The following is a 24,321-nucleotide window of genomic DNA, read 5'->3' as shown; positions in this document are numbered from 1 at the left end:
TCCCATTAAAAAAGGAAAGTGCAGCAAAAAAATCGTTAAGGAATCCACTGGGGTTGATAGCCCGGCAGCAGAGATTCCGGTGGAACAGGCTGAATTTCTGTATCTGTCTCCAACTCCGGGAGCGCCAATAGCCAGAGTCGGCCCCCTTCCACCGCCAGGCCCGTGGAAGTAAACAGATCGCTGGTGGGCGTTGGTGGAGTCGTGACCACCTGATCGAAGAGGAGGGCAACCCCATCGGCGGCAATGCTCAGGCCCACATCCCGGTAATTCGGTAAAGCGAGGAGGGCAGTTTCTTCCCCTGTTTTGAGATTCAAGGCACTGAGAAAAGGTTCCTCAAGCACTTGGCCTGAGGTTTCATTTCGATCCAGCTTGAGGCAATACAAAAGTTCCGCCGCGCGGGGTTCAAAGCGACAATCAATAATCGGCGTGAGGGTGCGTAAAATTTCTGTGGCTTCACCCTGGGCGTCGATGCGGTGGAGGGAGTAAACGCCATTGGCCTGCTGGAGGGCGATTTGTTGGGTTTGGTCGGGGGAAAAAGCGAGGAGCTTCGTAAATTCTTCCTTGGCTTGGACGGCACCACCATTACGATTTAGGGGCACGAGGGAGAGTTTATTTTGTTGGGAAATGGCAACAACTTCAGCATTGGGGGCGAGGAGGAAGTCATCGGCGGGAATCCCTAGGGCGCGGGGCTCGGCTTGACCTTCGATGACCCACAAACTGCGATCGCGGGGATTCTCTCGATTTGTGCGCTGAATAATGATCCGTTCTCCATTGTCCGCAAGTTGAAAGGCCCCATTGCGATAGTCTTTAGCTGTGAGAACCGATTGAATGCGCCCGGCAGGTGGGGGGCTGTCGGTAGAGCCTTGGAAATTTAAGCCTGTGCTCACGGTATAGAGTTGTTGGTCGCCAATCTCAGCCTGGGCCGATCCGCGGGGAATGGCAGAAAATAACAGGCGATCGCCTTCAGGATACACATCGAGATTAAGAACGATGAGGTCGGCTGGGGTGAGGACACTTTTTTCCTGGCGAGTCAGATTATACAAAATCAAGCGGCCCCGGTCAGTGCCGTCGGTGCCAATGTAAGCAAAGGCCCGGTCTCGACTTTTTACCCGACTCAAGAAAGGCACAATATTGGGCTTCTCTGCCGCTTCTGGGGTAGGAGCAGCTAGTTTAAATTGATAATCCTGGCCGTAGATGGGGCGTTCATCGAGGCTATAGAAAAATGTTTTGCCGACCCAACTCCAGCGGCCTGCCAGGGGTGGTTCAATGGTGAAATTTTCCGTGACGATAGCTGGATCGAGGGCCTGGTTAAAGGACAGTTGAAATTGTTCGTCCGTTACCCCAATTTGTTGCCCCTCCCAACTAAAGGCCTGCACTTGGGTGGGGGTGCGATCGCCAAATCCCCACAGCAGTGCCACCGCTAACGTAAGGCTAAAAAAGGCAGCGAGGACGACTTGATCGAAGCGTTTGAGGCGAAAAATATCCAAAACTGAAGAAGCCACGAAATTTTGCCACCTTGCATTTTAGCTCACCGTTCCCCATTCCCCGGTGCTAGTCTCCCACCCAGGTGTCCTGGCGCAGGGAAGCTTCAATAAAAGCATCGAGGTCGCCATCCATGACCCCATCCACGTCGGTTGTTTCGTGGTTGGTGCGCAGATCCTTGACCATTTGATAAGGGTGAAAAACATAGTTCCGGATCTGATTTCCCCAGGCGGCCTCCACCATATCTCCCCGAATTTCAGCGATTTCCTGGGCCCGTTGTTCCTGGGCAATGATTAATAATTTTGCCTTGAGGATCGCCAGGGCTTTTTCTTTGTTTTGTAACTGCGATCGCTCTTGGGTACAGCGCACAGCCACCCCCGTAGGTAAATGGACAATCCGTACCGCCGTTTCGACTTTATTGACGTTTTGGCCGCCCTTGCCGCCTGCACGGGATGTGGTGATCTCTAAATCTTTTTCGGGAATATCGACTTTAACAGCATCGTCTCCCAAAATGGGCATCACTTCCACCCCAGCAAAACTGGTTTGGCGTTTGCCATTGGCATTAAAGGGTGAGATTCGGACTAAGCGGTGGGTGCCTTTTTCATGCTTGAGATACCCAAAAGCGTAACGCCCGCTCACTTCGAGGGTGGCCGATTTTAAGCCCGCTTCGTCCCCTTCGGAAATTTCTGCCAGCCGCACCTTATAGCCTTGTTTTTCGCTCCAGCGGGTGTACATCCGCAACAGCATCTCCGCCCAGTCCTGGGCATCGGTGCCCCCGGCCCCAGAATTAATCGTCAGCACAGCACCGAGGTTGTCATATTCCCCGGAGAGCATCTGTTGCAGTTCCCAGCGGTTTAGTTCCTTCTGGAGACCATCAAGGTTTTCCATCGCTTCCGTGAGGAGGGCCGGGTCTTCTGCTTCGGTCAATAATTCGGCGATCACCGCCGCATCTTCAAACTGACCCTGCCACTGTTGATACTGGGCCACGGTGCCCTTTAGCTCCGTTAGCTCCTGGAGAATGTCCTGGGCCCCTTGTTGATCCTCCCAAAATTCTGGCTGGGCCGCCTGTTGTTCGAGGTCAAAAATCTTCGCGTCTAAGGTTTTTAGGTCAAAGATAGTCCTGGGTTTTCCCCAGGTGCGCTTGGACAGTTTCGAGGGAACGCTTTAAATCGGTTAATTCCACCATAGATCTTTGGGAGTTGTGGCAAATACGCAAAAAATACGGAAACAGCTGACAATATCGGCAGTCAATTATAACGAAATCCCTTGCTGGAAAAAAATGATCATCTCAAATTTCCGGCGCGATTCGCTAAAATAAAACCACCCACGCAATGGAAAAGTTGTCAAGAATACCCCGAAATGATAGAGTCTGCTGAATAATTGCCACTAGGCTACGGTGCACAGTCGAGATCAATTCTCTCAACATTTTGCTTTTGCTATTGTACGGAACTTTCCGGTGCTGTTTCCCCTGAACCTTCACATGTCCCCGTTACCTTTAAGCTGATTTTTCCTGTTTCCACTAACGCATCGCCATTAATTTAGACAATATGAGCATTGATTCTATCCGCCTACGCAACGAATTCATTAACACCCAGGTGATTACCCGCAACCGAGGGACGCGCCTAGGGGTTGTCAAGGATGTATTAGTGGACATTGACCGTCGCGAAGTCGTTTCCCTAGGGCTACGGGATAGTATTTTCTCGGTCTCTGGAATGCCCAAATATATGTATCTAGAGGCGATCACCAAAACCGGAGATGTCATTCTCGTTGAAGATGAGGATGTACTGGCTGATGTGGATGTCGAAGCTTACAGTCCTCTGATCAACAGTGAAGTGATTACGGAAGCGGGTGAACCCCTAGGCCGGGTGCGTGATTTTCAGTTTGACCTCGAAAGCGGCACCGTCTCTTCGATTATTATTGCCTCCATTGGCTTGCCCCAAATTCCAGAACAGGTGATCAGCACCTACGAACTCCCCATTGAAGAAGTCGTGAGCAGCGGCCCTAACCGACTCATTGTTTTTGAAGGGGCCGAAGAGCGCCTCAGTCAAATTAGTGTGGGTTTCCTCGAACGCCTAGGCATTGGTCGCCCTCCCTGGGAACGGGAACAGGAAGATATCTACTACGCGCCCACTGCCCGCCCGGAAAATCAACTGGGTACTGGGGTGCCCCTCCAGCAGCCGATTTCTCGTCCTGTGGAAACGCGCCAACCGATTAATACCTGGGAAGATGAGTGGGAAGAAGAGGCGATCGCCCCACCCCAACGCCAGCAGGCCCGCGCCATGAGCTATGACGACTACGACGAAAGTAGCAACTGGAGCGACGACACAGCCTACGAGTACGAAGAACCAGCCCCTAGCTATCCCCAAGACGTCGCCGGTGACGTTTGGGACGACGACACCCTTGACGAAACTCCCTACCAACCTCCGGCGGTTAACATTCCGGAGAAAAAGAAAGAATACGAATACGAAGAGGAATCTGGCTACTAACCGTCAAACATGATTGTCCCTTGACTGCAAAGGCCGTAGCTTCAAGCCTACGGCTACTTTTTTGTCTGTTTGGCTCTCCTGCTTCACGGTTATCTAGGTCGAAATATAATTTTTGCTTATAAATTTCAAAACTTAAATCAAACAATCATGGCCCTAGAGTTGTGGCGGATCAACGTAACAGTTTGTTAAGCTTATACCAGCAAGCAATTTTATTTTCTTCACATAGGTACCCATCATGGACGACAAGAAATTTGGTTTCACCGCTTCTGCTGAAAACCTCAACGGCCGCATGGCAATGATCGGTTTCATCGCAGCGATCATTCTCGAAGTAGCAACAGGTCAAGGGGTACTCCACTTCTTCGGTCTCCTCTAAGTCTTTGCACTAACCTCTTCAATTTTCATTGTCAATCTCCGAGGGCTGGATACTATAGTTGGTATTCGGCTTTTTTTTGTTTAGGGCAGCATGGGGCGCGTTATTTGTTTCGTTATTTTGATCGGGCTTTGTTGGTGGGCAGCACCAGCCTACGGTGAGTTGTGCCGTGTTTATGGGGAACAACAAATTTGTTTGGTATCTCTGAAGCGCAGTGCAAAATATTATTGGGAGTATCGCGCTGTATTACGCATTAATGGCAAAAAAATTCCGGTACAAAAGTTTGATTGCCTCCACAACCTCGACTTGGCAAATGATCGGCGAAAGTTTGTTTGTAGCTTGATTCCATGACGGCAACTACTGGATTAAGGTTAGTGAAAGTCAGTTATTTGAGTCATTTAAATCAAGCTTAAAAATCACTTAAAAAATTCAAACCGAATCTCCTTTGAAGGAAAAAAAGCAGAATAATAAATATTATTGATTGGCACTAATCTCTTACGTTCGATAGATGATGGCCTGTTATTGAATTGTTATAATAAAAGTGTTGATTAAAATTGAAATAAGCTTCAGAGCTTTGGAAAATCATCAATTTTAATCTTTATTGCAAGAAAGCGAGGTATTTCATTTTATGGATAAGGATACCCAAAATATTTCTGTTCCTGAAAACCTAAAACCTGAAGATATTAGTAGTGGTGAAGAGCTTGTGCCGGCAGAAGTCGCAGCAAGGAAAGCGCGGGAAGGCGAATTCACCCCAGACCCGAAACAAGAAACAGATAAAAGCGTTGATACAACGGCTGGTTATACAGTCAGTGAGCAGGGTTTAGTCAATAATTACGCGGTAACGCCTGAGGTTTATGAAGAGGAAAAGTCCTCGGCGCAGAGACGACTGGATTACACGATGCTAGGGGTAATTGCCTTAGCTGTGGGAGTCCTATTAATCGGTGCGGCCATTACGGTGAATCTCTTAGCTTAAAGATTTTACAGGCGTAGCGCTGAGCAGTTGATTGACTAACTAGCTTTTGCTGAATAATTTCAAGATTCGCCTAGGGGAGGTAACTCCCTTATTTTTTTGTCTAGCGATTGGAAAAAAGAGTGAAGCACTTTCCGGTACAATTTGCCTGAATGTTGTATTGAGTTTGGGATGTAAACCAGTGGCCGCCATAAAAGATCGCTTAAGTTTGTGCATGATCGTCAAGAATGAAGCGGATGCCCTGGGGGATTGTCTCAAGAGTGTGCAGGATCTCGTGGGGGAAATCGCGATTCTCGATACGGGGTCAACGGATGAAACGGTGGCGATCGCCAAGGAATTTGGCGCGACGGTGGGCCATTTCGACTGGAATCAAGATTTTGCGGCGGCCCGGAATGAAGCCCTCAAGCTGGTGACGAAAGAATGGGTCTTGGTTTTGGATGCCGATGAGACCTTAAACCCGAAGGTAATTCCAGCTATCGAAGCGGCGATCGCCAAGCCGGATACTTTGGTGGTCAATCTGCTCCGCTATGAAATCGGCGCGAGTCAATCTCCTTATTCTCTGGTGTCGCGGTTATTTCGCCGCCACCCCTCCCTAGAATTTTCGCGTCCCTACCACGCGATGATCGATGATAGCGTCCAGACTTTGTTGGCCACCGAGCCCCAATGGCAGATTACAGAGTTACCCCAGGTGGCGATTTTTCATACGGGCTATCAACGGACGGCGATCGCCAAATTAGAAAAGAGCACCCGGGCCAAATTGGCGATGGAGACCTATTACGAAGGCCATCCCAATGACCCCTATGTGTGCAGTAAGTTGGGGGGCATTTACTTGGGTGAAGGTTTACCCAAACAGGCCCTCAAGATTCTCAAGCAGGGTTTGAAATACAGCGCGAACGAAAGCGCCAACCTCCGCTATGAGCTTCATTACCACCTGGGTAATGCTTTCCGCCAAAACCACGAACCCGAAAAAGCGATCAAGCATTATCAACTCGCTGGGGAACAACCCCTCCAAGACAAGCTAAAAATTGGGGCTTACCACAACCTCGGCGCGCTTTTACAGACCCTCGGCAAACCCGACGCGGCGATCGCCCAACATCAGATCACCTTAAAAATTGATCCGACCTTTGCCCCTGGCTACTACAATCTCGGTTTGGCCTACAAAGCTCTGGGTCGGGTGGGCGAAGCCATTGACGCCTACGAAAAATCCTTGAAATTAAATCCCCTCAATCCCTGGGCGCACCAAAATTTAGCCGCGCTCCTGTTCCGCATTGGTCAAATCGCCGAAAGCCAGAAATTCTTTAAGCAGGCGATCGCCCTCCATGAGACCCAAAATCCCGCCGAAGCCAAACGCCTCAAGCAAAAACTGGCCCAACTCATGCACCAATAACCGAAAAAATTTTCCCCAAGCGCCGCAGAAAAATGTAGTACAATAAATTCTCGCAAAAGCGCCAACATAGCTCAGTCGGTAGAGCAACGCATTCGTAATGCGTAGGTCGTGGGTTCAAGTCCCATTGTTGGCTTTTACATTAATCGATGGCCAAAATAGTTAATGCCCGTTATTCTGTCAGTCCGGCTGATTGCCCTGGGCTAAGGCAACTGCTGCCAAGGCATTCACACGACCGTAACCAAACCATGGGGAATGGCCCTGGGCATCGTAGGTACCCAGAGTTAGCTGCAATTGGCGATCGCCAGTTAAATCGACAATTTTTTCGGCTGTGGTTTGTAAAATCTCCCGCACGGCCCACCCCGTCAGCTTCGGATTCACTGACCAAACCAATGCCGCGACTCCCGCCACTAAAGCAGCAGCTTCTAAGGTGCTGCCCTGCTGATTTAAAGCTTCAACCGGATCTATCTCGGCCCCCAAGTCATCACTAATTTCCGGTGGGACGGCGACCATGCCCTGTTCTGGTAGCCAAAGGGTTGGTGTACCTGGATTCGTTGGCCCACAAAGGCTAACGGCCTCTCCCCAGTTGCTATGGCTAGCTTTTTTATTCGCCTCAGTACAACCACTAACGGTCACAACTGCCGGATGATTACCCTTCCCGTCGAGCCAAGCGGTCGGCCCCTGAAAAAGTTGATTCGGCCAGTGACGTTCATAAATGATTCCGGCTAAGGGGCGATTGGCATCCCCGGCTCCCGTTACCAACAGACACCCTTGACCCCGGTTTCCCTGGGTAGCTGCCCGGTGGAGAGCTAAACTTTGCCGCAGGGAGAGAGGCCCGTTGATCGTCGCCAGTTGCCAAGCCAAAAGAATCACTGCGGCCCCCTGGGCGATCGCCGCTTCGATGACTTTTTCGAGGAGTGCATCATCTAAGTACTGGGGCAGTTGCAGGAGCAATAGGGTGCATTCTGGGGCCACATCGATCGCTAACTGGGCAATGGTATTACCCCAGGTCGTGGGTCGAATTTCGGGAATGGCACTATAGGGAGTTTCGCTTGTTTCAGCGGTTGGCTCGGCAGAATTTTCTAGATCGAGGTCAGGAGCCAACACGGCAATGGTCGTCTGGCGATCGCCTTTGGTCATTTGCCAAGCTTGGGGGATTTGAATGGCGTCTAGGTACCAGTGGCGGCCTTGGGGATTTGTCGCCAAAGACATTTCTCGCACCGCGAGGGGCAATAAAACATTGGGTTCAGCGAGGGCGATCGCCGGATCTTGCTGGAGGATCTGGGTTAACCGGAGGGGATCGCAGTCAGTTTGCGCTGTTAGTTCATAAATAAACGTTTGATCGGCCCCCAGAAGCGGACGAATTTTTTTAAGGTGGTGGCGATCGCCAATCGCTTTTTGGGCTGCTGGGGAAACCTCCGGGGCGAATTGGAGGGTGATTTGCTGGGTCAGATAGACAAAGCCCTCAGCCGAGTCTGCTAGCTGATAAACCGGGTAAGCAAAGAGAATATCGGGATGTTGACACGCGGCCCTCAAGGAGGTGGCGAAATCCTCTGGCGGTACAAGAATTTCTTCGAATAAAATATCTGGCTGCCCCGATGGTAAGGGACGATACATTAATCCTGGAACAATATCGAGAAGATCCACATCAGAACTGCGAAATGCCACCAGGAGGCGATCCTCTAACTGATGAAGTAAAAGTTCCGTATGTCCCCGTTGTAAAATAAGACCTTGTTGCTGTGGTGTCCCCCCTGGGCGTGCCATAGGCCTAAGCTCTCCTTGTCTGTTCCCACTGTGGGATCAAGATGTACAACATAATCAGTACTGTTATTGTGTCAAAACAAGACTTGACGAACATTATGAATTTTATCGACCGTTTGATTCCACTCGCTAGTTTGGCAATGGGGTGTTCCTTGGCCATGATGCCATCCGTTTCGGCGCAGCCTGAGGCTGTCCAAGGGAGTAGCAGCGAACTCCGCCCCCTCCAAAGCAGCATCCTCAGTATGTCCGGGGCTTCCCAGGTAATGGATGAGGCGATCGCCGCCATTTCCGCCAAAGATTACGAGGTTGCCGTCTCTAAACTCCAGGAAGCGCGTCAAGTTTATAATCAGCTTTCTAATTTTCACCTAGATCTAGCCAATAGTTTCCAGGGTTTAGACAATTCTGTTTATGATACAGAGCGACGTTCGGCGATCGCCGCTGGGGAAATGCGCGACACCGCCACCTACCGTTTGGCCCTCGTCCACCGTGTCCAGGAAAAACCCGAATTGGCAGTGCCCCTCCTGATCCAGGTGATTCGCTCCCAAAGTCCCACCAGCGACCTCGGCGAAAAGGCCTACCAACAACTGCTAGAAATTGGCTTTGTCAGTCGCGAATTTACCCGGCCTAACTTCTAAAAAACGACGTTTAGATCGCCGCTTGACCCGGGCTCTCTCTTTTTGCCCGTTTGCTTGGGTGGCGATCGCCTCGACACGACGGTTTTGTAATTGATGTAATCGTACTGTTTTAGTTTCTTAGGTACCACGTACGGCGATATAACCCGCTTCGATGCCTTGCAACAACTGGTCTAACGCTTGATACAGAGCATCACTCATGGGAGTTTTCCAGAGCCATTGATTGATCACCCTTGCATCCTGCTTGGTTAAAGTACCTGAAGAAAATACATGATCAATGGTTTCTAATAAAGGGTTCATTTGCTGACATTCCATACTTCTCGCTTTAGCTTTGCCACCCGATTTCCCATGGAAACAAGGCCACAATTTCCTTAGATGTAAGATCAATTCAGTTTGTCAATAAGCTGAAATACTAAAAAAATTATCAAGGATAGCCAGGAACAATAATGTAATCACCCCCTAAATTCTCTACATTTCTCATCGGATCTTTACTTTTCTTAAACGTTTTTGTTACCGATCGTACTGTGAAGCAAATTATTTTTTACACAAAACCCGGTTGTCATCTCTGTGAGGGCCTCGCCGAAAAATTGGCCCAGGTGACCCAGGTAGAATTCCAACTCGAAATGCGCGACATTACGACAAATCCCCAGTGGTTTACGCGCTACCAGTACGAAATTCCGGTTTTGTATCTGCTCGAAAATGATCAGGAAAAAGAATTGCCCCGTTTTCCGCCCCGCATGGCCGTGGCTAAACTCGAAGAAAAATTAGCTGGATATCTGACTTAAACTTTATTACCCAGGTTTTTGGGGCAATCTCCCAGGAGACTCCTAAGGAAAAAGGCGATCGCCGCTAAGATAGAATACTTGTCCGTGACTGAAGCCAAGTTTCATGCCTGCTGCCAACCGTAACCCCAGCGCCGAAGACATTCCCAACGCAGATTATCGCCAGCTCAATCGGGAACTCCTCACACCGATGATGCAGCACTATGCAGACCTTAAGGATAAGTATCCCAACAATATCTTGCTCTACCGGGTCGGGGACTTTTTCGAGTGTTTTTTCATGGATGCGATCACCGTTTCTCGCGAATTGGAGTTGGTCTGCACCAGCAAAGAATCCGGTAAAGGCATTGGCCGCGTACCGATGACAGGGGTGCCCCACCATGCCCTCGAACGTTACAGCACCCAGCTTTTAGAAAAAGGCTATGGGGTCGTCATTTGTGACCAAGTAGAAGACGCCGCCACCGCCCACGCCGAAAAACGAATGGTGCGACGGGAAGTGCAAAAGGTTTTGACCCCAGGCACCCTCACCGATGATGGGATGTTGCGGGCGCGGCAAAATAATTATCTTGCGGCGGTGGTGATCGCCGGCAACCATTGGGGGTTGGCCTATGCCGACATTTCCACGGGGGAATTTTGTACCACCCAGGCCCAGGATTTGGCAGCCTTAAACCTAGAACTCCTCCGCCTTCAGCCTTCGGAGGTGCTCTATCCTAGCGATGCTCCGGATTTAAATCGTTTGATGCGTCCCAGCGATCGCCAAACATTATTACAAAACCACCTGCCCGCTTGTTTGCCGCCGGACTTTTGTTATGCGCTGCGATCGCCCAGGGAATTTGATCTCAATGAGGCGAAACCCAAGCTTTTGATGACTTTCCAGTGGCGTTCCCTAGAGGGAGTCGGCTGCGAACATTTACCCCTGGCGGTGCGGGCGGCGGGGGGACTCTTGGCCTATGTGGAGGAAACCCAGCAGGCCTACAAAGTGCCCTTTGAAAGCCTCAAAACCTACAGCATCGATGCCTTTTTGCAACTGGATCACCAAACGAGGCGCAACCTCGAAATTACCCAGACGGTGCGGGACGGCAGTTTTTACGGCTCCCTACTCTGGGCGCTGGATGTAACCTGTACGAATATGGGGGGCCGCGCCCTCCGCCGTTGGTTGCTGCAACCTTTATTAGATCCAAAGGCGATCGCCAAGCGATTAGATTCCGTCGCAGAACTGGTAGAAAATACAAATCTCCGCCAAGATATTCGTCAATTGCTGAAGCAAATTTACGATTTAGAGCGAATTGCTGGGAGAATCGGCTCTGGTAGTGCGAATGCCCGTGATTTATACGCTTTAGCGGAATCTTTAACGAAATTAACCTACCTCGCAGAACTGGCCACCGAGGGGCGATCTCCTTATCTCCAGGCAGTGAAAGATTTTCCGCCGGAATTAGAAGCCCTGGGACAGCACGTTTTGCAATACCTGGTGGATTCGCCGCCGATTCACATCAAAGAAGGGGGGTTAATCCGGGATGGGGTTGATGAAAACCTCGATTTTCTGCGTCGCTCCCAAGTGGAAGACCGGGAATGGTTGGCGAATTTAGAAGTTACCGAACGGGAACGGACGGGGGTCAGCAAGCTCAAAGTCGGCTATAACAAGACCTTCGGCTATTACATTAGTTTGCCCCGCTCCCAGGCGGACAAGGCTCCCGACGAATATCTACGCAAACAGACCCTCGCTAACGAAGAACGCTACATCACCCCGGAACTAAAAGAACGGGAAAGCCGTATCCTCACTGCTAAGGACGACATTTGCAGCCTGGAATACGAAATTTTCACCACCCTCCGCGCCGAGGTCGCTGAACATACCGACCAAATTCGCACCACCGCCAAGGCGATCACCGCCCTGGATGTATTGACGAGCTTCGCGGAAACTGCCGTGTACCAAGGGTATTGCCGTCCAGAGATTACCACCGAAAAAACCCTAGAAATTGAAGCTGGTCGTCACCCCGTTGTCGAAAAGTCCTTGGGCATGGGTCTGTTTGTGCCCAACTCCACCTACCTCGGCCGCACTCAGAATTCCTATCCTGATTTGATTATCCTCACGGGCCCCAATGCCAGCGGCAAAAGTTGTTATCTCCGGCAAACGGGCTTGATTCAACTGATGGCCCAGGTGGGTAGTTTTGTCCCCGCCCAAAGTGCTGTAATTCCCATTTGCGATCGCATTTTTACTAGGGTCGGCGCTGTCGATGACCTGGCTACGGGCCAATCCACGTTTATGGTGGAGATGAATGAAACCGCCAATATCCTCAACCATGCCACGGAAAAATCTTTGGTTTTAATCGACGAAATTGGCCGGGGAACTGCAACTTTTGATGGCCTTTCCATCGCCTGGTCAGTATCAGAATACCTCGCCACAGAAATCAAAGCGAAAACAATTTTTGCGACCCATTATCACGAGTTAAATGAGTTGGCTTCATTATTAGAAAATGTCGCCAATTATCAAGTAACGGTTCAAGAAATGCCCGAAGAAATTATCTTCTTGCACCAAGTTCGCCCCGGTGGCGCTGACCGTTCCTACGGGATTGAAGCTGGTCGTTTAGCCGGTTTACCCAAGAGCGTCATTCAACGGGCAAAACAAGTCATGACCCAAATTGAAAAGCATAGTAAAATTGCCGTCGGCCTACGCAAAGGCATCCCCAAGAAAATAACCACTACCACGCCAGAAGATCCCCAAAGGGTGTCGGAACAATTAAATATTTTCAAAGTTTAAATTCTTTAAACATCAGACTTCCCTCGCTTGATGGCCCCGACAATATGGGAAAATTGAACCCGATAAAAATCTGATTAAATACAGTCCTTAGAGCTTAACTATCCATGAGCGATCGCCCCACCGTCCAAAATACTTACCGTAAACCTGTTCAGCAACTCGACCTGCCGCCCCGGCTCCTCCTCGGCCCTGGCCCCTCCAATGCCCACCCCAGGGTTTTAGCCGCTCTCGCTATGCCTCCCATCGGCCACCTCGATCCGAAGTATCTTGAAATTATGGAGGACGTCAAGGATCTCCTCCGCTACACTTGGCAGACCGCAAACCCCTTCACGATTTCTGTGAGTGGTACTGGCAGCGCCGCCATGGAAGCCACCCTCGCCAACATGGTCGAACCCGGCGATAAAGTCTTGATCGGCATCAATGGTTACTTCGGTCACCGCCTCGTGGATATGGCCAGCCGCTATGACGCCGAAGTGCATACTTTCTCCACTGCTTGGGGTAAGGCTTTCACCCTCGAAGAAATCAGTGCTGCCGTTGCCCAGCACGAGCCGAAAATCCTGGCCCTTGTCCACGCCGAAACTTCTACGGGAGCCAGACAACCCCTCGAAGGTGTCAAGGAAATTTGTGAAAAGCACGGCACGATGCTCCTAATCGATACCGTGACCAGCTTAAGCGGTGTGCCTCTTTTCCTCGATGAATGGGGCGTTGACCTCGCCTACAGCGGCACCCAAAAAGCCCTCGCTTGTCCCCCTGGCCTTGGCCCCCTGACCCTCAGCCCCCGCGCCCTGGATGTCCTGAATAATCGCAAGACGCCGGTGAAAAACTGGTATTTAGATATGTCCATGGTCAGCAAATATTGGGGTACTGGGAAACGGGTCTATCACCACACCGCCCCGGTTAATATGAACTATGCGCTGCGGGAAGCCTTGATGCTCGTCGCTGAGGAAGGATTAGAAGCCCGTTGGCAACGGCACCAGGAGGCAGCAGATCTCCTCTGGGCGGGCCTCGAAGAGATGGGGTTACAGTGCCATGTGGATCGTGAAATCCGTCTGCCGACCCTCACCACAGTGCGCATTCCCGATGGGGTTGATGGTGCCGCCGTCGCTGCTCAGTTGATGAAGGAGTACAACATCGAAATCGCTGGTGGTCTCGGTGATCTGGCTGGTAAGGTTTGGCGTGTTGGCCTGATGGGTTATAACGCCCGCAAGGAAAATGTGACGCTTCTGTTGGCTGCCCTAAAACAGGTTCTCTTTTAGATAGACTAGAAGCGCAATTTTTATTGAAGATCTAATGATTCTTTCGTTATCTATGGGGCAAGGTTTTTCCCGAAAAATGCTTGTCCTTTTTTCTGTCCTTTGTCTTGGGTTTGGTCTCTGGGGCTGTAATGGCGATCAAGAGACAGCCCAGGCGGATGTCAATGTCGATCCGGAACTGGAAGCGCAAATCCTCCAGGTGATTCGGGACAATCCCCAAGTGTTGATTGATGCGGTACAAAACTACCAACTCTCCCAACAACAGGCCCAACAGGAAGAACAACAAAAGGCGGCTGAGGATTTTCAACAGCAGGTCTTGACGGAACCACAGACGGTCATTGGCGATAGTCCCACCCTGGGTGCTGAGGATCTAAACGTGGTCTTGATCGAATTTTCTGACTTTGAATGTCCGTTCTGTGCCCGCGCCCATAGCACTTTGCAAACGTTTATGGCTCAAAACAGTGACACTGTTACTCTTGTCTATAAGCACTTTCCTTTGGCTCAAATTCACCCCCAAGCAATCCCGGCAGCAGAGGCATCTTGGGCCGCCCAACAACAGGGGAAATTCTGGGAATACCATGATCAGCTTTTTGAAAATCAAGACCGTCTTGGGGAAGAACTCTACCAAGAAATTGCGACAAATCTAGGTCTGGATCTAGAAAAGTTTGAAGGCGATCGCCAAAATGCCCAACCGGCTATCCAACAGGATCTTGAACTGGCTCAACAGTTGGGTCTAAACGGTACACCTTTCTTTATTTTGGCATCGACGGAAACTGGGAAATTTGAAACCTTCTCCGGGGCATTAGATCTGCAGGAATACGAAGAAAAACTCGCCGCGATCACCACGCCATAGACTGTTAAATTTAACCAAAAAATTTGTAGTAGGGGTTTACCATGGTAAACCCCTACTGTTTTAAATAATGAGACAAAAATCAGCCCATCAAAATAACATTATCAATTACATGAATAATGCCATTGTCAGCTTCGATATCGGCCGCTAAAACCGTTGCATTTTTGACCTCAAAATCATCTTCGCCATTAATGGGAATGGGGGAACCTTCGATGGATTTTACTTCGCCCAATTTGATTAAATCATCCTTAGTTAACCGTCCCGCCGCGACGTGATAAGTGAGAATGCGCGCTAACTGGGGCGGATTTTGCACAAGGGTTTGAATCGTGCCCGGCGGGAGTTTGGCAAACGCATCATCGTTAGGCGCAAAGACGGTAAAATCCCCTTCTCCGGCTAAAGTTTCCACTAAACCTGCGGCTTGCACAGCGGCCACCAGGGTCGAAAAACCATCGGTATTCACCGCAATATCCACAATACTTGGCATTGTTTAAGCTCCGATTGAATAAATAAAAAAATTCAAAATAGATTAACGATATTCTGCGTTTTGAATGTCCCGTAAGCGGGCTTCTGGCCGGAGAAAACGATCCATTTGGGCTTCAAAAAATTCACGATTTTTCTGTAAATGTTTCGGATTGGGATCATCCAAAGGATAAAGCAAGGCTGTCCGTAAAGCTTGAATCACCGCAGAGGTGACGTTGTACATCGACCGCTGGAAGGTGATGCCCAATTGGATCAGCTCATCATCTTCGCCCCGGCAATGTTCCTTGTAGTAATCCTTGAGGTATTGGGGCAGGAAGTGATACATATCATCCATCAACAATGTCGGCGGAATGCCGGCAGTGCCTACAGGGAAAACATCGGCGTACAGAATGCCGTAATGAAAGTCCTTTTGCTCGTCGGGCACTTCATGGGCCTGGGCGTTGTAGGATTTTGTCCCCCGGAAAGGCGCGGTGCGGTAAAACACGGCTTCGACGTAGGGTAAGGCAGCCTCATAGAGCCAAGTAAACCCCTTCGATTTGGGAATAATTTCAAAACATTCGCCATCAATATAAACGTGGTGGTAAATGGGGCGACCGGCGATCGCAAAAATGCCATTCACCAAAAAATTCATCGCATCGGGGACACCTTTAAAACCGCCTTCATCATAGATGTCCGACATTTCAAAGAAAACGGGGGCCATCACTTCCCAAAAGAGACCGAGATTGGCGTAATAAGAGAGTTCGCGCACCTGCTCCAGGAACATATCGGGGAAAAGTTTATACAAGCCCAACATGACCGGGTTTTTCTTGAAGTAGGCTTTGATCGCGCGGTCGGCGTTGGCTTTATATTCGTCGGAATCGAGGTAGGCATCAAATTTACCCAGGCCCATGTCCCGCCCATGCCACAACATTGCCCGCATACAAGCTTCGGCGAATTCCATGTTGATCCGGTCATGGAACAAGTGATGGAAGAGTTTAGAGGATTTAAAGGTTTCTCCTTTTTTCATAAACTCTAGAAGTTCCGGGTGAGCTGACCCTGTGCCGCGCCAAATGCGAAGATCAGCTTGATCGCCGGCGTAATGATTTTGCCGCTCTAAATATTCGTCGGAAATGAAGTATTTAAAGAAGCGGAAGGGTTCAAGAAAAACTTGTTCCGCAATGTACAGCAGATCCCGCCAGTAGAAATCCATCGGCACGGCATAGGCTTTATAGATGCCGATAATCTGCATCAGGTTTTCGGGAGTGTCGGGCAACATCGAGCCCCCGGCTTCGAGGCGATGAATGACATCGGCATGGGGATGGGTTGAGGGGGGAATTTTGGTGGTGATCATAGTGCTTTGTTCCTTAAGAAAATGCTGGGCGAATCGGTTAAGCGAGAACGTCTGATTGACTAGGGTGCTTTCGACAATTCAGCGGGAGTCAAGGCAATGGTCTGAACCGTGGGAATGGCGGCAATGAATTGGCTGGTGGTCGGTTCAATCCAGCGGGTGAGCCAGGCGGGTTGCAAACCGAGGAAAAGGATAATGACCGTCAAGGCGATCGCCGGAATTTTTTCACTGGCGAAAACTTTGGGGTAGTAGGCGGTGTGGCTGTCGAGGCGACCGAAACAGGTGCGGTTGAGCAAAATCACAAAGTAAACCGCCGTTAACCCAGAGGCAATGATGCAGAACAGGGTTGGAATCGGGAAGCGGCTAAAGCTACCTTGGAATACCAGGAATTCTGCGACAAAACCGACCAAGCCAGGAATCCCGGCACTGGCCATCCCTGCCAAAATCAACAGACTACTGGTCAGCGGCAAACCCCGTACCGGATTCATCAAACCATTCAACACATCAAGATCTCTTGTGCCAACTTTGCGTTCGATAATGCCGACGAGGTGGAACAACAGCGCCAGAATTAAACTGTGGCTAATCATTTGCGCCACGGCGCCGAGCAAACTTAACTCCGTTCCGGCGGCGGTCGAAACCAAGATATAACCCATGTGACCGATGGAACTGTAGGCCACCATCCGCTTGAGATCCCGTTGGGCGATCGCCGCCAGGGAACCATACATCACACTCACCGTACCGATGACTGCGAGGGCGGGGGAAACCGTAGACCACACATCCGGGAACAGTTGCAAACCGAAGCGCACCAAGCCATAGGTGCCCAATTTCGCGAAAACACCACCCAATAGAACTGTTACCGCTGGATTTGCTTCTACATAGGCGTCGGGCAACCAGGTGTGTAAAGGCACAAGAGGAATTTTAATCCCAAAGCCAATCAACAAAATCGTGAGCAGGATTACCTTGGTATTAAATTCAAGATTTTCTAGGGTTAAATTCTCAAAGTCAAAATTGCTCGATTGACTGAGCCATACAATCCCTAAAAATGCCGCCAATACACAGAGTCCAGAAATGGCAGTGTAGATCAAAAATTTAGTCGAGGCATATCCTTTTTTTTCGCCGCCCCAAATGGCAATCAGTAAATAAAAAGGAATCAACTCAATTTCATAAAAGAGGAAAAAGAGCAACAGGTTATTGGCAATCAAGGCCCCTGTAATCCCACTATTAATCAACAAAATGAGGGAGTAATAAAGCTTCGGACGGTGGTTGCTTTCACCAATGCTATAGATCGCGACCAATGTCAGCAAACTATTTAGGACAATCAGCGGCAAAGATAAACCGTCCACACCGAGGTTGTAGTTGAGGCCCAGGATGCTTAACCAATTATGGAATTCGGTATATTGCATACCAGCATCTTGGAGGTTGAGGTTAATCAATAAGCCACTACTGATCGCCAGGGTAACAACCGTAAACACCGTTGCCACAATCCGGGTCAGGGGCCTGGGGAAAAGGGTGATCGCCCCAATGCCGATAAGCGGTAAAAACAGTAAGAAACTCAGCATAATCTTTCGGAGAAGGTCATAAATATTTCAGCGAAAATCGTTAACGCATCACCCTTTAAAATTGCCAATGCTTCAGCAAGGGATACGATAAAGCGGCAATAAAAAGGAGAATACCGGCCACAATCGAGAGGGCATAGGATTGGCTTTGACCAGAGTTGTTATATTTCAAACTTTGGCCACCGAAAAGGGTTGCTAAACCGAGAAAGTTGATCACCCCATCGACAAAATAGCGGTCTAACCAGTCAATGATTTTGGAAATCAAGGCAACGGCAAAAATAACTGTGTTTTTATACAACTCCGCTGTGTACAAATCCTTGGCGAAAAATTCCCGCACCGGATCTGAAAAAATATGGATCGGTTTACTGATTTTTTCATTGAGATAGAGATACATCGCGGTACCGCCACCGACCATGGTCGAAATAATCAAAACTGCAGCTAGGGGCAGATTCAACTGGTGCCAATCCGGTAGAAAATTCAGTTTCGCCAGAATAAAAGGACTGTGGAGGGCGAAACCCGCAAGAATCACCATCGGCAAGACTAAGGCCCATAATCCTTCTGGCGATCGCACGGTCATCTGCTTCGGCTTACCGCCAAAAATTAGGCCAAATTCTCGCATGATGCTAAAGGAAGTCAAGGCATTGACCGTAATCAAAATCACGGCCAGAATCGGACTTGTTTTCCAAAAATTTGTTGTCAGTTGGGCCAGGCTCCAGAATCCACCAAACGGCGGTAGGGCAACGAGGGAAGCAGCACCGACAAGGTAGCAAATCCCCGTAATCGGCCGCCGCGACCAGAGGCCGCCATATTGGGTTAAATCTTGGCTGATATTGACTAAAACAACGCCACCGATCGCCATTACGAGAATCGCCATCGCCACGCCATAGGTGAGCAGCAAGACCAATGTCGTTTGATCCTGTTGGGAACCCACCGCCATAAAGACCATGCCCATGTAGGCACTGACGGAATAGGACAAAGAACGTTTGATATCAATCTGGGCGATCGCCACCATGGCTGCCCCCAAGGCCGTCGTTGCCCCAATCGCGATCATAAAGGTAGAAGCAAAATCCGAGAGGGCAAAAATCGGCTGCAACTTAATCAGCACCCAGGCTCCAGTACCAACCACGAGACTATTCCGCACCACCGTTGCCGGGACAGGACTTTCCATCGCCTCATCAAGCCAGAGGTGTAAAGGAAATTGAGCGCATTTCCCCAAAGGCCCCGCAATTAAGGCCAAGCAAAGCAGCGTTGCCAAAGTCGGATCGAGTTCTGCCGTTGCCGCCCATTCAGCCAGACCATCAAAATTCCAAGTACCAGCAAGGGGCAACAGAGCCACAACCCCCATCAGCAAGAACAGATCGCCGACCCGTTTTGTTAAAAACGCATCCCGCGCCCCCGTGACCACCAGGGACTGGTTAAACCAATAGCCAATTAACAGATAAGTACCGAGGGTCAAAATTTCGAGTACCACATAGCTAAAGAAAAGGGAATTACAGAGCACCAAGGCACACATCCCCGCTTCAAATAAGCTCATGGTCGCGAAAAATCTCGCCCAGCCCCAATCCATTTCTAAGTAGGCCACGGCATAGAGTTGGGCGAGTAAATTAATCCCGGCGATCAGAATCAGCGCTCCGATGGTAATGCTGGAAATATCGAGGTCAATGCTGAGGGTCAAGTCCGCCGCCTGGAGCCAAGTTAACGATGGTTTTAGGGCGGGCTGTTCCCATCGCTCGATGAAGGCAAGACAACTATGGACTAGGGCCATAAGAGTAAGCAACATATTGACGTAGCCCGCAGGCCGTGGCCCTGTTTTTCGGGTGATGCTCGGCATCCATAGCGCCGATAGACCCATTCCCAGCAAAGGATAGCAGGGAACAAGCCAGACACTCTGACTGAAAAAAGTATTCATATGACGATGACGCTGAAATAATTTGCTTAGGAAAAAGCGGGCTGATGACCCATCTTTTTTACTGGTTGGGCAATTACCAACTTCGACCTACCAAAGGCACGGGAAATGGCCCAACAATTTTGAGCTTTTAGGGTTGCAGAGCAAGCGATCGCCGCCCTGAATTTTCGAGAGTTTTCTGGCTAGACCGGACCATAAACTCCAAAAAGGCTTGGGCAATCACCGACAGTTGTTTCCCGGCGAGGTAGGCAACATACCAATGGCGTTGGATCGGAAAATGCTCCACATCCAACACCGTTAATTCGCCGTGGGGAGGCTCTGTGATCAAAGTATGGCGGGACAAGACAGAAATCCCTAGGCCACCGGCGATCGCCTGTTTAATCGCCTCATTTGACCCCAGTTCCAAGCGCACCTGCACCGACACATCATGTTCTGCCAGGAGTTTTTCGACCGCGAGTCGTGTCCCCGACCCCATTTCCCGCGTTACAAAATCGGCCCCGTCCAACACAGACAGAGGGAGATTTTTCTGGCGAGCCAGGGGATGATCGGCGCGGGCAACCACCACCAAGGGATTGTCCAAAAATGCTTGCGCATGGACATCAAGATCATCGGGCAAATTACTCAGGATGTAGAGATCATCTAGATTATTCGCCATCCGATCATGGAGCTGTTGGTGATTGATTACCTGCAAAGACACGTCAATATCTGGGTAATCTTGGCAAAATTCCCCCAGGATACGCGGCACAAAATATTTAGTTGTGGTGATTACCCCAAGGCGGAGTTGACCCCGTTTCGCTCCCTGCAGGGCGGCCAACTTCATCTCAAAGTTATCCAACCGTTCAAAGATTTCTTGGCAGGTTGCGAGGAGTTCCTCACCTGCTTCTGTGAGATATAGCTTTCTGCCAATATGTTCAAACAGTGGCATGCCGATGGTCTGGGTCAGTTGTTTCACTTGTCCAGAAACCGTCGGTTGGGTGATTGATAATTCCTCCGCTGCCTTGGTAAAACTGCCGTGGCGAGCTGTGGTTTCAAACACCTTCAGTTGGTGGAGAGTTGCAGGGATCAAGGGTTTACTCCTGAACTTGTGCTGTTATGCCTGAGTTTAGCAATACCATAGACTAGAGTCAATACAAGAAAATATCGTCATAGTTTCGGTTCTATATAAGAAAAATTTATAAAAATTCCCTTGGGCTTCCCGTCAAACTCTGATTTTTTCTGGCTTAGGGACGTTTTTAGCGAGTATGGTTCTCTGGACAAAAGTGTCACAATAGGGAAACAAGGCCCTTCACCCTATCGAGTCAAACCTATGGCGATCGCCACTGAATTCAAGTCCATTCCGCGTTTATCTACGGGAAAATTTCAGCAAAAATTACAATCGTTGTTGAATCCTGTGGGGTATTTAACCAGTTTGGCGGCCCTGGCCCCCGATCTCGCCTATATGCCAGCGGCAGGCTACGACCAGCCCTTGGTTTTGGCCTATCATCCTGAGGCGATGCGGCAGTTGCTAAGTAATAGTAACCAGGCTTTTGCGGCCCCTGGGGAGTTAAACGGCATTATTGAACCCCTGGTGGGGCAACAGTCTTTGGTGAGTTTGAGCGGCGATCGCCATCGGCAAGAAAGAAAGTTGATCATGCCAGCCTTCCACGGGGCGCGGATGCACAACTATGGGGCGCTCATTACCCAAATTATTGAGGAGGAGTTGTCTCAGTTAAAGCCGGGCCAAGCCTTCCAGATGCAGGACATTACCCAAAAGATTACCCTGCGCACGATCATTGAGGTGGTCTTTGGGGTGCAGGGGGGCGATCGCTACGCGCCGATTATGGCGATGACCCGCAAGATTTTGAATCGGTTTACCTCGCCCATCGCCAATAGTTTTCTCTTTTTTACGTCGTTGCAAAAGGATTTGGGAGCCTGGAGTCCCTGGGGCAGTTTTATCCGCGATCGCCAAGCCCTAGATGAGTTGATCTACGCCGAATTGCAGGAACGCCGCGCCCATCCCGACCCGGAGCGGACTGACATTTTGTCTCTGCTGATGGCGGCCACTGACGAAGCGGGCAACACCATGGACGATCAACAGTTACGCGATGAGTTGATGTTGCTGTTGTTTGCGGGCCACGAAACGACGGCGATCGCCATGGCCTGGGGCACCTATTGGCTCCATACCCACCCGGAAGTGATGGCAAAAGTCCGCGCCGAAATCACAGCCTTGGGCGAAAATCCTGACCCGATGGACATTTACCGCTTGCCCTACCTCGCAGCCGTTTGCAATGAAACCCTACGGATTAATCCCGTGGCGATGTTCACTTTTGCTCGTCAAGCTGTTGCCACCACCCAGTTGCTCGATTATTCCATTGAGGGGGGCACGGTGTTGATGGGGTCAATTTATCTGCTCCACCAACGCCCGGATCTCTACCCCAACCCCAGAGAATTTCGCCCTGAACGGTTCCTAGAACGGCAGTTTACGCCCTACGAATTTATGCCCTTTGGGGGCGGTGTGCGTCGTTGTGCCGGGGAAGCTCTAGCGATGGTGGAGTTGCGCCTGGGTCTGGCGGCGATCGCCACCCAAACAGACTTAACCTTATTGGATCAAGTGCCCGTCGCGGCCAAACGCAAGGGGTTAGTTTTGTCTCCTGCAACGGGGGTGAAAATGCGCTTTAACGGCAGCAAAATCTAGCCTGGGCGTTTATTCAAACTGACAAACGTTGGTGAGGGTTTCGACAAATGTAGGATAGGAAATGGAGGCGGCTTCAGCCCGGTGGATACGGGTTTCATCCTTGGCATTTAAAGCGGCGATCGCCAAACTCATGGCAATGCGATGGTCAGTGTAGCTATCCATTTCTGCTCCGTTTAAAGAGGCGCCCCCAATGATCTCTAGGCCGTCGGGATGCTCGATAATGTTCGCGCCCATTTTCGTCAATTCTGCGGCCATCACTGCGAGGCGATCGCTTTCTTTGACCCGTAACTCCTCAGCATCTTTAATAATCGTTGTTCCTGCTGCGAAACAGGCCGCCACCGCCAGGATCGGAATTTCATCAATCAGCCGGGGAATAATCTCGCCGCCGATGGTGCAACCCTTGAGGGGAGAATATTGCACCCGCAGATCCGCCACCGGTTCTCCGGCCACTTCCCGCGCATTATCAAGGGTCATGTCCGCCCCCATCATCTGCATCGCTTCGATAATCCCAGTGCGGGTCGGATTAATCCCCACATTCTCAATGGTCAAATCGGAATCGGGCACAATCGCCGCCGCCACCATCCAAAAGGCCGCCGAACTAATATCCCCCGGCACCACCACTTTTTGGCCCCGCAACGTCGGGTAGGGGTCAAGGGTCACGCTGTGGGTTTCGGGATCAATGGTGAGATTTGCGCCAAAGGCCCGGAGCATCCGTTCACTGTGATCCCGCGAAAGGGCTGGCTCGGTGACGGTGGTTTGCCCCTCTGCCAAGAGTCCCGCCAACAATACGCAGGATTTGACCTGGGCTGACGCAATGGGCGAGTGGTAATGAATTCCCTTGAGTTGTTGTCCTTGAATCGCCAGGGGAGCGAGGGTATTGCCTTTTTTGCCCCAAATTTGTGCCCTCATTTCCTTTAGGGGATTGACAACCCGGGACATGGGGCGCGATCGCAAAGAACCATCCCCCGTCACGGCAAAAAAGCGATCCGGCGACGAAGCCAGTAAACCCATCATCAAGCGCATCGTGGTGCCGGAGTTGCCCGCATCGAGGACATTATCTGGTTCTTGCAAATTACCAAGACCGACCCCCTGCACCCGGACTTCCGTTTCATTTAATTCTGAAATATTGGCCCCCATCGCCGTGAAACAGGCCGCCGTACTGCGGGGATCTTCGCCCAATAGCAAGCCTTCAATGATCGTTTCGCCTTCGGCGATCGCCCCCAACATCAGCGCCCGGTGGGAAATGGACTTATCCCCCGGAATCCGCACCTTTCCCTGCAAACTGAGGCCCGATGCAGGCGGCGTAATTACAAGTTGCTGGTGGGGAGAAACCGTTTCGAGGCGAATCATAATGTCGGGATGTTACAAATGGGCGATGTCATCTTAGCGGATTTCCAAATCCCTTGCCTATGGCCCGGGGCAGAATCACTCAAATTCGTCTTTTTAACCAAGCATAAATACTCACCCTAGACGCAAAAGTCATAGTTTCCTGACATAAAAAAATCGCTGAAAGCCATTGAATTCGTTAAAAGTCAACATATTTTGACTTTTGGGATCACGAAACCCAGGATTCTCTGCTAAAACATGAAACAACAGGCGATCGCCAAAAAAACCGATGCAAGCGCCTACCCTGTATCAGTCCAAAATTCGTGCAACGGA

At 50.3% G+C, this 24,321-nt stretch carries 20 protein-coding genes and 1 tRNA gene; 11 read left to right on the top strand and 10 right to left on the bottom strand.

Going from position 1 to position 24,321, the window contains the following annotated elements; translation table 11 throughout:
* Positions 1-35: 35 nt before the first annotated feature.
* Together AWQ24_RS01065 and prfB are read right to left on the bottom strand one after the other, a co-directional pair.
* A complete protein-coding gene (locus AWQ24_RS01065; RefSeq protein ID WP_083993467.1) occupies positions 36-1,502 on the bottom strand; it encodes a hypothetical protein in 1,467 nt (488 codons plus the stop codon).
* A 49-nt stretch (positions 1,503-1,551) separates the two neighbouring features.
* Positions 1,552-2,665 (bottom strand): peptide chain release factor 2 gene (gene prfB / locus AWQ24_RS01060; protein WP_157096880.1). Its coding sequence is split into 2 segments (ribosomal slippage): positions 1,552-2,592 and positions 2,594-2,665, totalling 1,113 coding nucleotides; the frame shifts between segments, so codons are not numbered across the junction.
* 364 nt (positions 2,666-3,029) lie between these two features.
* Here prfB and AWQ24_RS01055 point away from each other — a divergent pair.
* From AWQ24_RS01055 to AWQ24_RS01030, 5 genes are all read left to right on the top strand, one after another.
* Positions 3,030-3,968, top strand: a complete 939-nt coding sequence (locus AWQ24_RS01055; protein WP_065715764.1) for a PRC-barrel domain-containing protein — start codon at positions 3,030-3,032, stop codon at positions 3,966-3,968.
* 235 nt (positions 3,969-4,203) lie between these two features.
* Positions 4,204-4,341 (top strand): chlorophyll a/b-binding protein, encoded by a 138-nt coding sequence (locus AWQ24_RS01050; protein WP_012305823.1) that lies wholly within the window; start codon positions 4,204-4,206, stop codon positions 4,339-4,341.
* Positions 4,342-4,966: 625 nt separating this feature from the next.
* A complete protein-coding gene (locus AWQ24_RS01040; RefSeq protein ID WP_012305821.1) occupies positions 4,967-5,311 on the top strand; it encodes a hypothetical protein in 345 nt (114 codons plus the stop codon).
* Between the two features lie 211 nt (positions 5,312-5,522).
* Positions 5,523-6,695, top strand: coding sequence for a glycosyltransferase (locus tag AWQ24_RS01035; protein ID WP_065715762.1), 1,173 nt, complete (start codon positions 5,523-5,525; stop codon positions 6,693-6,695).
* Positions 6,696-6,755: 60 nt separating this feature from the next.
* Positions 6,756-6,828: transfer RNA gene (locus AWQ24_RS01030), tRNA-Thr, on the top strand.
* Positions 6,829-6,872: 44 nt separating this feature from the next.
* Here the strand turns inward: AWQ24_RS01030 and AWQ24_RS01025 are convergent.
* Positions 6,873-8,456 carry a S8 family serine peptidase gene (locus AWQ24_RS01025; RefSeq protein ID WP_065715761.1) on the bottom strand — a complete coding sequence of 528 codons (1,584 nt, stop codon included), beginning with the start codon at positions 8,454-8,456 and terminating at the stop codon, positions 6,873-6,875.
* Between the two features lie 155 nt (positions 8,457-8,611).
* Here AWQ24_RS01025 and AWQ24_RS01020 point away from each other — a divergent pair, with 155 nt between their 5' ends.
* The gene (locus AWQ24_RS01020) at positions 8,612-9,088 is read left to right on the top strand and encodes a hypothetical protein (RefSeq protein ID WP_232318843.1); all 477 of its coding nucleotides are present in this window, start codon (positions 8,612-8,614) and stop codon (positions 9,086-9,088) included.
* A 117-nt stretch (positions 9,089-9,205) separates the two neighbouring features.
* Here AWQ24_RS01020 and AWQ24_RS01015 read toward each other — a convergent pair whose 3' ends face one another.
* A complete protein-coding gene (locus AWQ24_RS01015) occupies positions 9,206-9,400 on the bottom strand; it encodes a hypothetical protein (RefSeq protein WP_041443306.1) in 195 nt (64 codons plus the stop codon).
* 209 nt (positions 9,401-9,609) lie between these two features.
* Here AWQ24_RS01015 and AWQ24_RS01010 point away from each other — a divergent pair, with 209 nt between their 5' ends.
* The 4 genes from AWQ24_RS01010 to AWQ24_RS00995 all read left to right on the top strand — a co-directional run bounded on the left by AWQ24_RS01010 (position 9,610) and on the right by AWQ24_RS00995 (position 14,722).
* On the top strand, positions 9,610-9,870 hold the full coding sequence (locus AWQ24_RS01010) for a glutaredoxin family protein (RefSeq protein ID WP_065715760.1): 261 nt from the start codon (positions 9,610-9,612) through the stop codon (positions 9,868-9,870).
* A gap of 103 nt (positions 9,871-9,973) precedes the next feature.
* Positions 9,974-12,619 (top strand): DNA mismatch repair protein MutS, encoded by a 2,646-nt coding sequence (mutS, locus tag AWQ24_RS01005; protein WP_065715759.1) that lies wholly within the window; start codon positions 9,974-9,976, stop codon positions 12,617-12,619.
* Positions 12,620-12,723: 104 nt separating this feature from the next.
* On the top strand, positions 12,724-13,872 hold the full coding sequence (locus AWQ24_RS01000; RefSeq protein WP_012305815.1) for an alanine--glyoxylate aminotransferase family protein: 1,149 nt from the start codon (positions 12,724-12,726) through the stop codon (positions 13,870-13,872).
* A 76-nt stretch (positions 13,873-13,948) separates the two neighbouring features.
* Positions 13,949-14,722, top strand: a complete 774-nt coding sequence (locus tag AWQ24_RS00995) for a thioredoxin domain-containing protein (RefSeq protein ID WP_232318842.1) — start codon at positions 13,949-13,951, stop codon at positions 14,720-14,722.
* Between the two features lie 79 nt (positions 14,723-14,801).
* On the opposite strand, the gene AWQ24_RS00990 is transcribed toward AWQ24_RS00995, so the two are convergent.
* The 5 genes from AWQ24_RS00990 to AWQ24_RS00970 form a co-directional block, all read right to left on the bottom strand.
* The gene (locus AWQ24_RS00990) at positions 14,802-15,203 is read right to left on the bottom strand and encodes a fasciclin domain-containing protein (protein ID WP_030007892.1); all 402 of its coding nucleotides are present in this window, start codon (positions 15,201-15,203) and stop codon (positions 14,802-14,804) included.
* Positions 15,204-15,245: 42 nt separating this feature from the next.
* On the bottom strand, positions 15,246-16,529 hold the full coding sequence (locus tag AWQ24_RS00985; protein ID WP_065715757.1) for a CO2 hydration protein: 1,284 nt from the start codon (positions 16,527-16,529) through the stop codon (positions 15,246-15,248).
* A gap of 59 nt (positions 16,530-16,588) precedes the next feature.
* A complete protein-coding gene (locus AWQ24_RS00980; RefSeq protein WP_065715756.1) occupies positions 16,589-18,085 on the bottom strand; it encodes an NADH-quinone oxidoreductase subunit M in 1,497 nt (498 codons plus the stop codon).
* 55 nt (positions 18,086-18,140) lie between these two features.
* The gene (locus AWQ24_RS00975; RefSeq protein WP_065715755.1) at positions 18,141-19,991 is read right to left on the bottom strand and encodes an NAD(P)H-quinone oxidoreductase subunit F; all 1,851 of its coding nucleotides are present in this window, start codon (positions 19,989-19,991) and stop codon (positions 18,141-18,143) included.
* Positions 19,992-20,118: 127 nt separating this feature from the next.
* Positions 20,119-21,054 (bottom strand): LysR family transcriptional regulator, encoded by a 936-nt coding sequence (locus AWQ24_RS00970; protein ID WP_062431791.1) that lies wholly within the window; start codon positions 21,052-21,054, stop codon positions 20,119-20,121.
* Between the two features lie 240 nt (positions 21,055-21,294).
* Here AWQ24_RS00970 and AWQ24_RS00965 point away from each other — a divergent pair, with 240 nt between their 5' ends.
* Positions 21,295-22,662 (top strand): cytochrome P450, encoded by a 1,368-nt coding sequence (locus AWQ24_RS00965; RefSeq protein ID WP_065715754.1) that lies wholly within the window; start codon positions 21,295-21,297, stop codon positions 22,660-22,662.
* Positions 22,663-22,671: 9 nt separating this feature from the next.
* Here the strand turns inward: AWQ24_RS00965 and aroA are convergent, their stop codons facing one another.
* Positions 22,672-24,012 (bottom strand): 3-phosphoshikimate 1-carboxyvinyltransferase, encoded by a 1,341-nt coding sequence (gene aroA, locus AWQ24_RS00960; protein ID WP_065715753.1) that lies wholly within the window; start codon positions 24,010-24,012, stop codon positions 22,672-22,674.
* Between the last annotated feature and the right edge of the window lie 309 nt (positions 24,013-24,321).

Origin of the sequence: Picosynechococcus sp. PCC 8807 (genome assembly GCF_001693295.1) — a bacterium.
Taxonomy (GTDB): Bacteria; Cyanobacteriota; Cyanobacteriia; order Cyanobacteriales; family MRBY01; genus MRBY01.
This window is presented reverse-complemented; position numbering and strand designations above follow the sequence as displayed.